13 protein-coding genes are annotated in these 14,029 nt (G+C 64.4%); 10 read left to right on the top strand and 3 right to left on the bottom strand.

From position 1 onward, the window contains the following. Positions 1-50 precede the first annotated feature (50 nt). Complete coding sequence (locus OPIT5_05265; protein AHF89723.1) at positions 51-1,367, bottom strand: oxidoreductase; 1,317 nt, start codon at positions 1,365-1,367, stop codon at positions 51-53. Then, complete coding sequence (locus OPIT5_05260) at positions 1,364-2,353, bottom strand: KpsF/GutQ family protein (GenBank protein ID AHF89722.1); 990 nt, start codon at positions 2,351-2,353, stop codon at positions 1,364-1,366. Before OPIT5_05260 ends, OPIT5_05265 begins: the two co-directional genes overlap by 4 nt. A gap of 83 nt (positions 2,354-2,436) precedes the next feature. Between OPIT5_05260 and OPIT5_05255 the strand changes: the two genes are divergently transcribed. The 5 genes from OPIT5_05255 (at position 2,437) to OPIT5_05235 (ending at position 6,962) form a co-directional block, all read left to right on the top strand. Beyond that, the gene (locus tag OPIT5_05255; protein AHF89721.1) at positions 2,437-3,351 is read left to right on the top strand and encodes a peptidoglycan-binding protein; all 915 of its coding nucleotides are present in this window, start codon (positions 2,437-2,439) and stop codon (positions 3,349-3,351) included. 44 nt (positions 3,352-3,395) lie between these two features. Then, complete coding sequence (locus OPIT5_05250; GenBank protein ID AHF89720.1) at positions 3,396-4,433, top strand: LacI family transcriptional regulator; 1,038 nt, start codon at positions 3,396-3,398, stop codon at positions 4,431-4,433. 88 nt (positions 4,434-4,521) lie between these two features. Then, the gene (locus tag OPIT5_05245; GenBank protein ID AHF94103.1) at positions 4,522-5,229 is read left to right on the top strand and encodes a hypothetical protein; all 708 of its coding nucleotides are present in this window, start codon (positions 4,522-4,524) and stop codon (positions 5,227-5,229) included. A gap of 75 nt (positions 5,230-5,304) precedes the next feature. Further along, entirely contained in the window at positions 5,305-6,003 is a 699-nt protein-coding gene (locus OPIT5_05240) for a hypothetical protein (protein AHF94102.1), read from the top strand. A 50-nt stretch (positions 6,004-6,053) separates the two neighbouring features. After that, complete coding sequence (locus OPIT5_05235) at positions 6,054-6,962, top strand: hypothetical protein (GenBank protein ID AHF94101.1); 909 nt, start codon at positions 6,054-6,056, stop codon at positions 6,960-6,962. A 10-nt stretch (positions 6,963-6,972) separates the two neighbouring features. Here OPIT5_05235 and OPIT5_05230 read toward each other — a convergent pair whose 3' ends face one another. Continuing rightward, positions 6,973-8,013 (bottom strand): LacI family transcriptional regulator, encoded by a 1,041-nt coding sequence (locus OPIT5_05230; protein ID AHF89719.1) that lies wholly within the window; start codon positions 8,011-8,013, stop codon positions 6,973-6,975. 76 nt (positions 8,014-8,089) lie between these two features. Here OPIT5_05230 and OPIT5_05225 point away from each other — a divergent pair, with 76 nt between their 5' ends. From OPIT5_05225 to OPIT5_05205, 5 genes are all read left to right on the top strand, one after another. Then, positions 8,090-8,845, top strand: coding sequence for an N-terminal cleavage protein (locus OPIT5_05225; protein AHF89718.1), 756 nt, complete (start codon positions 8,090-8,092; stop codon positions 8,843-8,845). Between the two features lie 32 nt (positions 8,846-8,877). After that, on the top strand, positions 8,878-9,852 hold the full coding sequence (locus OPIT5_05220; GenBank protein ID AHF89717.1) for an anchor protein: 975 nt from the start codon (positions 8,878-8,880) through the stop codon (positions 9,850-9,852). A 37-nt stretch (positions 9,853-9,889) separates the two neighbouring features. Next, positions 9,890-11,863, top strand: coding sequence for a heparinase (locus OPIT5_05215; protein AHF89716.1), 1,974 nt, complete (start codon positions 9,890-9,892; stop codon positions 11,861-11,863). Positions 11,864-12,082: 219 nt separating this feature from the next. Beyond that, positions 12,083-12,874, top strand: a complete 792-nt coding sequence (locus OPIT5_05210) for a hypothetical protein (protein AHF89715.1) — start codon at positions 12,083-12,085, stop codon at positions 12,872-12,874. Between the two features lie 139 nt (positions 12,875-13,013). After that, positions 13,014-14,024, top strand: coding sequence for a LacI family transcriptional regulator (locus tag OPIT5_05205; GenBank protein ID AHF89714.1), 1,011 nt, complete (start codon positions 13,014-13,016; stop codon positions 14,022-14,024). Positions 14,025-14,029: the final 5 nt, after the last annotated feature.

The raw sequence follows: 14,029 nt of genomic DNA, 5'->3' as shown, positions 1-14,029 counted from the left end.
TCTGTTCAGCCTGAAAAGCGCGGGAGGGATCCGCGCATATCAGCGTTTTTTCACGCGCCCGTGATCCGCGTGATCGTCTCGCCGAGGCGGGTGATGTCCGAAGGCGCCACCACGGCGGCCGGACGCTGCCGCGGCCAGCCGCAGGTCTCGCTCGGCCAGCGGCCTTCGTCGAGAAAGGTCTGCATCGCGCCGGCCAGCCCGGTCACGTTGAGATAGTCGCGCTGGTCCTTCTCGTTGCGCACGAAATGCCGCGCCGCGGCCGGGATCGTGGTGATCTCGCCGCTTGCGACATACGAGAGACCGTTGAAATGCACGAAGGCGCGGCTGTCTTCCAGACGCGTCGCGGGGCGGTCGAGCTCGCCGCGCAGGTAACGGTAATATTCGAGGTGGTTCTCCACCAGCGTGTCGAAGGGCGGGAGCGTCTGGCGCTCGGTGCGGCCGTCGTTCCGGACGATTTCGTAATGCGAACCCACTACGTAGCGGATGCGGGCTTTTTCGAGGACGATGGTCTCGTGGTGGATGTGCGGCTCCGGGCAGGCATGCGTGAGCGCGATGCGGATCGTGGCGCCGGTCGCCGTGACGGCCTGCGTGAAAAACGTGTCGGTGCCCTCGATTTCGTTGCCGCGGTAAAGCTCGGCCTTCACCTGCGCGAGCCGCGCCCAGTCGAGCACGGCGGCGGGGCCGGCCCAGTAAAGGGTGTTGTGCACGTAGTGCGCCATGGCGTTGCCGAAACACGAGTCGAGCAGCAGGCGGCCGTCGGGCGTGCGGAGGCGGGCGGCCCAGTTGTTGCGCGAAAAATAGGCGGCGGTGCGCGGCCATTGCGCGAGGAGGCGCACGTCGGTGAGCGCGCCGAACTCGCCGGCGAGGATGCGCTGCTTGAGCGCGGCGCGGGGTTTTTCGATGATGAAATTGAAGCCGACCAGGGTGGCCTTTTTCGCGGCGCGATCGGTGGCGATCATCGACTCGAGCTCGGCGGGATCGAGGGAGGGCGGTTTTTCGAGATAGACGGGGATGCCGCGCTCGACGGCGGCGCGGTGCATCTCGGCGTGGAGCGAGATCGGCGTGGGGATGACAATCAGGTCGAGCTCCGCGCCGCAGGCATCGAGCAACTCGCGGTAATCGCCAAAAACACGCACGCCGCGGGCCGCGAAACGCCAGCGCTCCTGCTCGTTCGCGAAGGCCTCGGGACGCGGGTCGCAGGTGGCGACGAGCCGCGCCTGGCCGAGCTCCTCGAGCTTCACCAGCGCGTTCTGGTGGACACCGGCGAAGCCGCCCATGCCGATAATTGCGACCCGTGCCGGAGAGACGCGGGCGGCATTGCCGCCGGCGCTCTTGCCGACGCTGCTGTCTGTAGTTTTTTCGCTCATACAATTTTGAGTTTTGGCAGATCCTGGCCGTCAACGAGGCCGACCGGACGACCCGCCCGGTCGACGACAATCAGGTCGTCGATCTTGTGTTGTTCGAAAAGGCGGAGGGCATCGACGCCGAGCGCGTCGTCACGGATCGTCTTGGGCGAGCGCGTCATGAACGTGCCGACCGGCTGCGTCAGGAAATCCGGCCCGGTGAGCGCGGCGCGGCGAAAATCGCCGTCGGTGAGGATGCCGGCGAGCTTGCCGGTCTTCGGGGCGAGCAGCGCGATGGAGCCGCTCTTGGCCCTGGTCATGCGCAGGATCGCTTCCTGGAGCGTCACCGTCTCCGGCGCGGTCGGCAGCCGGTCGCCGCTGCGCATGATGTCGCTGACGCGCAGCAGCAGGATGCGGCCGAGGTTGCCGGCCGGATGGAAACGCGCGAAATCGTCGCGCGTGAGGCCGCGCTCCTTGAGCAACACCATCGCGAGGGCGTCGCCGAGCGCGAGCGCCGCCGTGGTGCTCGCCGTCGGCGCGATGCCCAGCGGGCACGCCTCGCGCGGCACCCGGTAGAGGAGACGCAGCGGCGCATGGCGGGCGAGTTCGGAATCCGGATTGCTGGTAAACGCCACGAGCACGACGCCAAACCGCTTCAGGAGGGTGACGAGCCGGATGACCTCGTCGGATTGCCCGCTGTTGCTCAGCAGGATGACCACGTCGCCCTCGCTGCACAGGCCGAGGTCGCCGTGCAGCGCCTGGGTGGCGTCGAGAAAACAGGACGGGATGCCGGTGCTGTTGAACGTGCCCGTCAGCTTGACCGAGATGTGGGCCGACTTGCCGACGCCGGTGAAGATCAGCTTGCGACCGCCGGCGATCGCCGATTGCACGGCCCGGGCGACTTTTACGAAATCGGCATCAAGACTCGTGCGGGTGGCTTCGATGGCGTCCTGCTCGATTTGCAGGCATTCGCGGGCATGGGCGAGAATGGATTTGGGAGCGAGAGCCATTTAGGATTTGAGTCAGAGGGAAGTTTGCGAGACTTGGAAGCAAACCCGCATCCATCAATTCATTTTCCGTGCCTGTCGTTTTCATGAGGAGATTTTCGTTTTCCAGAAGGTTGCTGCTCGCCCTGCTTGTGCTGGCGGCGCTCGCCGGATGCGAGCCCCGCCCGGCCGATTCGTACACCGCCGAGGTGGACGAACCGGCTTTCAGGCGCGGCAAGGAACTCGTGCGCCAGGGGCGCGACGGCGACGCGCTCAAGGAGTTTCTGAAGGTGATCGCCGAGCGCGGCGACGACAACGCGCCCGAATCCCACCTCGAGGCGGGTATCCTTTACCAGCGGCACATGAAAGATCCGCTGGCCGCGATCTATCATTACCGCCGGTTCCGCGACCTGCGTGTCAATTCCCCCCAGGCGGAAAAGGTCCGCGGGCAGATCGAGGCCGCCATCCGGGAATTTGCCCGCACGGTGCCCAGCCTGCTGACCGAAAACCAGTCCGGCAACGCCGAGTTGCAAAACGAGATCGACGCCCTGCGCCGGGAAAACAACCAGCTCAAGACGGAGCGCGAGACCTTGCGCCTCAGCCTCCAGGAAGCCGCCCGCCGTGCCCAGGCTCCGCTCGCGCCGCCGCCTTCCGGAGAGGGTGTTGGCGGCGGCAATACCTCGGTTGCGCTCACGCCGGTGCAGCCCGACGGCTACATCTCGCCTCCGCTGTCTCCGGCGCCGCCGGCCGGCTGGCAGCAGACGCCCCCGCAGCCATCGATACGTCCGCCCGCGCAACCGGCCCAACAACAACAGCAGACGGCGCAACCCGCCTCGCGCCCTCCCGGCAGCGCCACGATGCGCAGCCATGTGGTGACCCGCGGCGACACGCTCTACAGTCTGGCCCAGCGCTACTACAACAACCGCTCCCGCTGGCGCGATATCCTCGCCGCCAACCAGGACCAGCTCGCCAGCGAAAACACACCCCTGCGCATCGGCATGGAGTTGCGGATTCCGCAATAACGAAAAAGTGTCGCATCCGTGCCGGCGGAAACGGAAAACGAGTCATGCAGCCCCGAGTCACCGTCCGCGACATCGCCCGTGAAGTCGGCCTGCATTTCACGACCGTCGCCCGTGCGCTCAACAACCATCCCCGCCTCCCGCCGGCCACCTGCAAACTCGTCCAGGATGCCGCCGCCCGCATGGGCTACACGCCCGACCCGATGCTCACGGCGCTCAACGCCTATCGCAAAACCGTCCGCCGCCCCCGCTACCAGGCCACGCTGGCGTGGATCGACAACTGGCCTCGCCCGCCGTTCATGTTCAACGTCGGCGAGTTTCGCGAGTACTTTGCCGGTGCCCGCGCCCGCGCCGCCACGCTCGGCTATAAAATCGAGGAATTCTGGACGCACGAGGACGGCATGACTCCCGCCAAACTCCGCCGCGTCCTCAAGGCCCGCGGCATCCAGGGCATCCTCATGCCGCCGCAGTCCCGGCCCGGCACAATCTTCGATTTCGACCTGACCGGCTTTTCGGCGGTCGCCCTCGGCTACTCGCTCCTCAAGCCCGCTCTCCACGTCGTCACCAACCACCAATTCCGGACCATGCTCCTCATGCTCCGCAACCTCGACCGCCTGGGCTACCGCCGCGTGGGCGTATGCGTCGGCAACGTCTGGGACGAAAAAGTCGGCCACAACTGGAAAGCCGGCATGCTCCTGGCCGACGACACCAGCCAGGGCCGGCTCAGCCTCGCCATGCTCTCGCCCGAAGCCCCCGCGCGCCTCGCCGAAACCCTGGCCGCGCAACCCTTCGACGCGCTCGTCGGTTACTCCGACATCCATACGTTCCTGCGTGCGCACAACGCCCGCATCCCCCCCTTCGCCAGCCTCAGCGTGCTCGAGGACGACGACCATTTTTCCGGCACCTCGCAAAACAGCACCCTCATCGGCAGCAAGGCCGTCGATCTTGTAGTGGACATGATCCATCGCAGCGAAACCGGCGTTCCGGAGCAGCCAGTCCACACCCTCATCGATAGTGTCTGGAAAACCGGCAAAACCCTTCCGCCGCGCCAACCCTCCCGCCGACGGCAAGCGTCCTCCGCCTGAAAAACATCCGCGCGTCTCCCTCGTCGTGCAACAGGTAGCGCAACGATCCTGTTGCACCCTCCATGCGTGAATCCATTATGGGTCTCGCATGGACTCACACGCTATCCCCACTACTCCACATCCCGCCATCCGACGCCGCTCCATCCGCGCGCATTCCCTCCCGGCGTTCACGCTCATCGAGCTGCTCACGGTCATCACCATCATCGGCATCCTTGCGGCGATTATCATTCCGACCGTCGGCAAGGTCCGCGAATCCGCCGCCCGGACCACTTGCATTTCCAACCTGCGCCAGATTGGAGTCACGCATCTGCTCTGGGCAAGCGACCACAAGAATATCATCCCGATGGCCTGGCAGGCGGGACGCAAAAGCAACTCCGTTTACGGTTCGGATTGGTGGCACTGGAGTTACTACCTCCGGGGCTATTTTTCAGAATCCCCTGCCTCCGCCACAAATCCGAACTCGGGCAAGATCCTGCAATCCCCCCTCGTCCTTCGTGCCGCCGGGCGCACCTGGGCCGAGAATACCTATGTCCGCCTCAAGCACGACAACCAGGCCAACGCCACGGATAGCGACCTCAACCTTTCCTCCCTCAGCGCCCCCTCGCAACACCTCATCCAGCTCACCGGCAATCTCCAGGCCAACGGAACCCTCACCGCCACCATCCGCTACGACAACATCGCGGGCACCGGGGGATTTTTCGGCTACGGCGGGCGCGCCAACTGCCTCTTTGCCGACGGCCACGTCGCCTCCCTGCGCCGCGACCAGATCACCCTCGAAATGTGCACCCGCCAGTAGCCTCTCCCTCCTCTCCTTTCATCCCCGTTTTCCATACACGCCACGATCTAATCCGAACATTCGCCAACTATATCCATGAAAACACTACAAAAAATCCTTGCCGCAACCGCCGCCCTCCTCATGGCCGCGTTCGCTCCGTCTTCCATTCAAGCCGACACACTCGCGCTCTATAACTTCTCCAGCGGCTCCGTGGCGTCCACAGCCGGCTCCGGGCTGGCCTCCGCCGGCAGCTTTACCGCGACCGGGCTCGCCGACACGATAACGACCAATGGCGCCTTCGGTGTCCCCCTCAACCAGACCCCGGCCTCCAAGACGGCCGCCATCGAGAGCGACGCCTATGCCAGCTTTACCCTCACGCCCTCCGAGGCGCTCGACCTCACCCAGCTCAGCTTCACCCTGGGCCTCTCCAACAACGGCGCCCAGACCTACACCGTGCGTGTGGCCGTCGTCGCGGTGACCGGCTCCATCTCGACCGAACTTGGCGAAGGCGTCTTCCAGACCAGTGCCTCTTCAGGCAGCGCCGGTCAGTATGGCTCTCCCACCGTGTTAGACCTCACCTCGTTCAGCGCCACCGCCGGATCCTTCTCCGAGCCCGTCACCTTCCGGTTTTATTTCTGGGACAGCCACAATAATGCGGGTGCCTACGTGCGCCTCGACGCCATCACGCTCGTCGGCCAGGCCGCCGCGGTTCCCGAGCCTGCCGCCGCCGCCCTTGTCAGCGGTTTCGCCGTGGCCGCGATTGTGGCGATCCGCCGCCGCGCCGGGAAGTGGTGAAGGAAGCCCCCCACGCAGACTCCAGTGCCGCCCCGGCAACATCCACACCCATGACCATCGTTAGTATTCAATATAAAAATATATCCCCTGCTCGCGGCCTGCGCCGGTGGCTCGCGCAGGCGGGTCTCGCCTTGAGCGTGGCCATCGCCCCCGTCCTGCACGGACAGACGGCGGCGACCGGTTTCGAGTCAGACACGCTCGCGCCCTTTGGCGTGGAGGTATCGGCGGGCAACCTTTCCGAGATCATCGAGCCGTCCGGTTTCGCCCCGCGCGCGGGCAGCAAGGTGCACCACCTCCGCTGGTGCCAGAGCAACTACACCGGCTCGCGTACGAGTCGCGGCGTGGAAGGAACATCGGGCAGCGGCAACCCGCGCATCACCGAAGAAGGCTGGTTCGCCTTCAGCTTCCTCCTGCCCGACACCTTCCCCGCCAAGTCAGTCATCCTCGGGCAACTGATCTGCTGGATGCGCGAGCTGCCGAAGACGAACAAGACCGTGGCCCTCAGCCTGAACGCAAACGGACGCCTGACGCTCGACGGTTATTCCGGGGACGGAACCGGCGGAGCCACCCGCGAGGCCGTGCGTCCGCTCCTGTCCTCCGTCAAACGGGGAGTCTGGCACGATTTTGTGATTTACGTCCGTTTCTCCAATAAAAACACCGGCGTCATGAAGGCGTGGATCGACGGTGCGCCCGAAGCCGCGCCTACGGTTGAAGTTTCCGGCATCAACCTCGGCAACGGCGCATTCGACGACACCGGACGGATGACCGACGGAGCCTACGTGAAATGGGGCATGTATTGTCACGACGTCGCCAACCACACGGAGGGGGAGACGCGCGACGCTTATTTTGACGAAGTCGCCTATCTGGTCGGCAACCCGCCGGGCGCCTTCGACCTCGTGCGCCCGAAGGATCCCGATGCAGTCCGTGCCGGAATTCCTGAATCCCGAAGTTCCGATTGATGTCCCCGTTTCACGGCGCTTTCAGTGTTTTTCCGGCCACCCAGCGTCCGCCCACGAGCACCGTCTGGGGCGTGCCGGGAACGCCGCGTTCTCCCCGATGCAGCATCGATACCAGCAGGTCGGCCGCCGCGCCGCCGCTGTCCAGAGGCATTTCCCACACGCCGGATACCTCGCTGTTTTCATCCGGAAGATTCGGGCATGCCAGGCTGATATCCTCCGGCACCCGCCGGCCCAGTTGTTCCAGACGCCCGCCCAGATAATCGGAACCGATGATCGCATCCGGACGATGTTTTTTGAGCCAGCTTTTCAGTAACGCGGGATCGGGCTGTTGCAGCATCAGGACGGGAATCTGTCCGGTCAGGCCGGCCATCTCCTGCTCGGCCATATAAGCGCCCAGATACTGGCGCCGGGTGCGCTCGACGTGATCCCGTGTCAGGACAAATCCGATACGACGGTGCCCGGTCTGCCGAAGCTGCCGGACGCATTCGACCGTCGCCTGAAACTGCGCGGCCGCCACCACATGCAGACGCGGCGCGCCGAGCGTGTAGCCGAGCGCCACGGCAGCGAAATCCTCCCAGGGAAAATCGCTCAGGTCCGCCCCCGGCACCGGCTGCGGCGCGACCAGGATGCCGGCAATGTTGCGCGCACGCAGAACCGAGGCCGTTTTCCGCAGATGCCTCCGGTCGCGTTTTCCCGTGTCGAACGCCTCCAGCTGGAATCCGTGGCGCAAGGCCGTGCGGCGGGCTCCTTCGAAGAAGGCGGTGAAATGTTTGTTGTGCCTCCAGTCGTGCGGCGGCCTTTCATGGCCCAGCCAGGCCAGCACTCCCTGATAATTGGCCGGTCGCAAACGGTTCCGGTAGGCGGCCAGCGCCGTCATCATCGGGTCGGGCACGTAGCCCAGTTGCTCCGCCGCCGCGCGAATCCGGTCCCGCATCTCCCGCGAGATGCGCGGATGATTCCTGAACGCCATGGACACCGCCGCCTGCGTCACACCGAGCTGGCGCGCCACGTCGGCTTGGGTGATGCGCTTGCCGTCCGTTTGGGTATCCATGCTTATGCGTATAAGCATCGCCGCTATTGTCAGACAAGCCTTCAGTCGCAGGGATATCCGCAAGCTCTTCATCCCGATGACCCCCGCGAAGCATTCCCTGTCACCTGCCCCTCTTTCCCCGTCGGCCCGCCTTCACTGCCGGGGCGCGTTCACCCTGATCGAACTGCTGACCGTGATCGCCATCATCAGCATCCTCGCCGCGATCATCCTGCCCGCCGTGGCCAGGGTCCGCCAGTCGGCCCGCAAGGCCCAGGCCACGTCCGACCTCCGGCAGGTCGGCACCGCCATCAGCATGTATGCCGCCGACTACAAGGACAAGGTGCCCGGGCCCAATGGCCTCGGCATGAATCACACCTTCAACCGCAACTCGGACAAACCGTATTATCTCGCTCCCGCCATCGCTCCCTACATGTCCCGACGCGACCAGAGCAAGCTGGGCAGCGACGAGGAAACCGTTCCCCAACTCGTCTGCCCCGGCTTTCTCCGGCACGACCCGGTCATCAAACGCAACCGGCCCCACTATGTGCAGAACTACACCTTCGAAGGCATCAGCGGGAAACGCGTGCTGGGAAAAACCGACAACGATCCCGCCAGACAGATCGAGCCACCCACACTCATCTCGCTGGCGCAGTTCAGCGCCCTTTCGCGCATCTGGGTGCTGACCAATCTCGACCAGGCTCTCGTGACCGATAACCCCAAAATGGACAACGCCGGCGTCACGGATTCCTCCTGGTTCAAGACATCCCCCGCGGCGCCCGTATGGGAAAACTCGCGCCTTCGTCTTTATTTCGATGCCCATGTCGCCTCCGTCCCCCGCGACGCAGATCCCTGAGTACAATCCGCTATCACCACCCATAATTCATCATGAAGATATACCTCCATCACCCGGTGATCTCCATCGCCCGATCCGGCGTCGTCGCCGCCGCGTTCCTGTTGTCATGGTTCGCCACTACGGTTGAAGCCGCGACGGTCACCCTGTCCGCCAGCGACACGAACGACGCCCCCGGTTTCCATACCGCAGGCAATTGGTCCGACGGCTTGGCGCCATCATCCGGAAACGACTATGTGGTCGCCGGCAACCGGACCCTCCGTACCGGCACCGATGCATCCGGCTATGTTTTCGCCGGCAAGAGCCTCACGCTCGGCGACGGCACCAACAGCGGCGAACTCGCGTTGCGTTCAGGCGGTACGTTTACCGTCGATGATCTGGTGCTTCACTACGGCCGGGTCGCCAACTACACAAGCAGCGTCACGACCACGCTCGCCGGCAACGTGACACTCATCGGTTTCGGCACATTCACCCCGTCGGCAGCCACGCGCGTCCTGAACATTTCCGCGTCGATCAGGGGCGCCGGCGTACTGAGGATTGAAAATGGCATCACTATCATCACCTCTTCGAACAACACCTGGTCCGGAGGCACGCTGCTGCGTAATTCCAGCGGGACTACCCCGGCATCGCTCGATGTCCGCGCCGATGGAGCCCTGGGAACCGGAAACGTCACCCTCCAGCCCGGCACCACGCTGAAACTCGGCGGCGGCACGACCCACCAGTACCTTCACGAGAATGCCTCCCTCATCCTCACCACCGGACTTTCCGCCGGCTCCGTCGATCTTTCGTTTGTGGGCTCCAATCTCGTCACCAGCGTAAGAATCGAGGGCATCACCTGGACGGAAACCGGCACCTATGGCGCCATCGGTTCGGGGGCCGACCACGAATTCGGCGTATTCACCGGCACAGGATACCTGCGAATTGGCGCCATTCCCGAGCCCTCGACCTCCGCGGCGATTCTCGGCGGTTTGCTGTTGCTGGCGACCTGCGCAGGGCGTCGTCATCGCTGATGGCAGCGCGTCCCCCATTCCCCGTTGCCGCCTTCCCATGCGTCGCCTCACTTCCCTGTCTTTTCTCGTCGTCATCCTTGCGGTAATAACGTCCGCACTGTTTGCCCGGGAAAACACAAAGAGCACCGGCCCGGTCCTCCCCTCAATCGATCCGGCTCGCGTTGCCGAAATTGCCGGCTGGTTGTCCGGCCGCACCGCTCCTGCCTTTTATTCTCCCCCCTTCGCTGACCGCGCATTCTGGATACGGGCGGCCGCCGCCCATCCGCCGACGGAACTGGAGGCCGCCGCGACAAAGGCGGCGAAAAAGGAACCTCCGCCGCTGACCGAGGAACTCTACGACGATTTCAGGAAAACCGGACGACGCGGAGCCTGGGAAAAACCCCACGCCGCCCGCACCGAACGCCTCGGCCTGTTTCTCTTTGCCGAAGGCATTGCCAACGACGGGCGCCACCTCCCGCACCTCGAACGGGAGCTCGCCGCCATTCTCGACGAACCCACCTGGGCCATCCCTCCCCACGCCGGGCGACGCGCAACCTGGCATGATGCGTACGACCTTGTCGATCTCGCCGCCGCGATCCGTGCCTGGGACATCGCCCTGTGCGATTACCTGCTCGGCGACCGCCTCTCCCCCGACATCCGCAAGCGTCTGCGTTCGGAAATACGCGCACGCGTCACCGAACCCTACCTCCAGCGCGTACGCTCAGCCAGCCGCCGCGATTTCTGGTGGATGAACGGTGGCAACAACTGGAATGCCATTTGCAACGCCGGCGTCATGGCCAGCACCCTCCTGCTCGCGGACTGGCCGGTGGAGGAGCGGGCGGAACTGATCGCGGCTTTCGAAACCCTCACCGCCTTCTTCATCGACGGATTTGGCGACGACGGATTCTGCCACGAAGGCATCGGATACTGGTCTTTTGGATACGGCCATTATATGCTTGGCTCCGAGCTGATCCGCCTGGCTACGGACGGACGCATCGATCTGCTCGCGGGCAAAAAGCAGGAACTCATCGCCACCTTCGACGTCCGCTGGCAACTGACCGGCGGGATTTTTCCCGCCTTTGGCGATGTCAGGATCGCGTCGCGCGCACCGGCGCACTGGCACGATTTCGCGACGCTGCGCTATGGCGGTTCGGGCGGCATCATCGGTCGCAGCGCCAGTCCCACCTGGGTTCAGCCGCAGGGACTCGGTGCGCGACTTTATATCACCCCCTGGGATCTTTCCCTGCCCCGTCCTCCTCCCGGCTCCCCGGAGGCCCGGGCCATCGCCGCAAAAGTAAAAACCCCTCCCCTGCGCGACTGGTTTCCCGATGGCGGGGCGCTCGTCGTGCGACGCCGGCCCGCGGAACAGGGCCTGGTCGCTGCCTTCAAGGGCGGGCACAACAACCAGCCTCACAATCACAACGACCTCGGCTCCTTTGTCCTTCTCTGCGAGGGTGAAATCGCCCTGACCGACCTCGGCACCGACGTTTACACGAAAGACACCTTCAGTCCCAAACGCTACACCAGCGGAGTCATGAACTCCTTCGGCCATCCCGTCCCCCGCGTCGCCGGCCAGCTTCAACGCACCGGCGCCGGGGCGCAGGCAGTGACCGTGCGCGCCGATTTCAACGACAATGCCGACACCTGGGAAATCGACCTGACGAGCGCCTACGACGTACCCGCGCTGGAACGGCTCACCCGCACCTTCGTTTTCACCCGCGCAGACGGAGGGCGCCTGGAAATTGTGGATCGTGTTCGCTTCAAGCCGGGCCAGCCGCAAGCTTTCGGTTCGGCACTCGTTTTGCGTCCCGATCAGAAAAGGGAGAATGCAACCGCATCCGGTTTTCGCGTCGGACAGGTCGAAATCTCGTGGTCCGCCGATGCGGATACGACAGCGACCATCCTCCTTTCCGAAGATCCCGTCCACGGTATCGTTTCCGGCCAGGCTCCGCGAGGCACGCGCCTCGGCCTCGATTTCGCTTCGCCGGTGACCGAAACGACCCTCCACCTTTTCATCGCTCCGGCGAGATAGACCGCAGCCCTCCCCGTCAACCGCTCGCGGCGCATCGGGCGCTCACCTTGCCACGGATACAGATATGCCGGAGGGGATGACTGCCTCCGGAAGATCAAACCGTTCCCGAATTACGCCACCGCCCGTCGCAGGAGTCGCATCCGTACAGGCGCTGGCCTGATTAACGTGTAAAGCACCGCCTCATTGGACGGCGGATATGGCCCGGATACGTTTGGCTCCATGAACCCCCGCCTTTCTCCGACACCCGGCTTTCGCTCCCGCGCCTGTTTCACCAAGTCGCATCCGTCCGGCTTCACCCTGATCGAGTTGCTGACGGTAATCGCGATCATCGGCATCCTCGCCGCCATCATCATTCCCACTGTCGGCCGGGTCCGCGAAACGGCCAAGGCCAGCGCGTGCGCCTCCAACCTGCGGCAACTCGCCGCCGCCTGCCTCCTCTACGCCAACGAAAACAAGGATCGCCTCATGCCGATCCAGGGAAAGGATTCGGATGATCAACAGGTAACATGGCGGAAACTCGTCGAGCCCTACATCGGCTCCCGGCGGGCCGGCAACAGTATCCTCATCTGCCCGGGTGATCCCATCAGATCTTATCCCGTCTCTTCGGCCACCGGAGAATGGCCGGCCTCCTACGGCCTGAATCCTGCGTCCGAGTTTCTCAGCCAGGCCACTCTGCTCGGGTACGCCGGCTCGCAGTCGAAAACATTTTCGGCGATCAACCAGCCTTCCCGGTTCATCATGCTCGCCGATATCGGCAAAAGCAGCGGGGGGGGAGGCACCGATCCCTCCACTTGGGTAGACGGGCGCAACGACCAATCACCCAACTATGGCTATGCCCGCTTCCCGTGGGGAGGCGCGTTCAACCTCGAATGGAGCGTGTGGCCGCGTCACGGCGGAAACAAAAAGGCCAACGCCGCGTTTTACGACGGCCATGTGGCGGCGCTCGACCTGATCGAGGATCTCAAAAAACACCCGGATGGCGACCCGCTTTGCCTCTTCGACAACCACTGACGTCGTCATCTGCCGGCAAGCACGTCGCGCCTTTTTCCCGAATTGAACGAACCGCGTCTTGTACCGCCCCGCACCCTTCCCCGAAAAAAGCTTCTCTCCCCGGCCAAAGCGGTTAGCTCCTGGAAACATGTCCGTATCCATGGAGACGATTGCCCGGCGTCTGCGCGTGTCGAAGGTCACCGTTTCGAACGCCATGCGCGGCAGCGGACGCATCTCGGCGGAGACACGCGCCCGCGTGCTCGCGATGGCCGGCCAGCTCGGCTACCGTCCCAATCCCCTCGTCACCGCCCTGATGAGCAACCTGCGCCGCAAACGTTCCAGCCGTCGCTGCACGCTGGCGTTCGTCACCTGTTTCCCGCAACGCGACGAATGGTGCTCGCACCCGACCTTCGTGCAGTTTCAGGCCGGCGCGGAGCGGCGCGCCACCGAACTGGGTTACCGTCTGGAAACCCACTGGTCGGGCGAGGTGGAGCACAACAGCCGGCGCCTGAGCACCATCCTCTATGCGCGTGGCATTCCCGGTCTCGTGCTCGCGCCGCTGCCCGCCAACGGCATCGGTATCGAACTCGACTGGAGCCACTTTTCCACCGTTGCGATCGGGCACACCTTTACCGGCTTTCATGCCCACCGCGTCAGCAACCACCAGTTTCACTCGATCAAGCTCGCGATGGATGAACTCGTCGCGCGGGGCTACCGCCGCATCGGGCTGATCATGCCGGCGATGGACGACAACAAGGTCGAAAACATCTGGTCGGCCGGCTTCATCGCCGCGCGCCAGCGGCACCGGTTGCCCTCCATCGCGCCCATCGTGCTGCCACGTTTCGAAGCGGCGACCGCCGTCCCCTGGATCAAACGCAAGCGACTCGACGCCGTGGTGAGCACAAACCACCACATGCTGCGCCACATGCGCGGCATCGGCATCGACGTTCCCGGCGAAGCCGGTTTCGTTCACCTGGACTGGTCCGCCGAAAAAGGCGAAATGGCGGGCGTGAACCAGCGCTCCGACCAGATCGGCGCGGCGGCGATCGACCTGCTGATCGAACAACTCAACAACAACGAAGCGGGCATCCCCCTCCTCCCCAAAACCGTCATGATCGACGGTTGCTGGCACGAAGGCCCGAGCCTGCGGCCACGGGAGACCGCCTTCTGAACGCG

The sequence above is a fragment of the Opitutaceae bacterium TAV5 genome, assembly GCA_000242935.3.
In the GTDB taxonomy this organism is placed as follows: domain Bacteria; phylum Verrucomicrobiota; class Verrucomicrobiia; order Opitutales; family Opitutaceae; genus Geminisphaera.
Note: the sequence above shows the minus strand (reverse complement) of the source record. Positions and strands in the feature narration are given on the sequence as shown.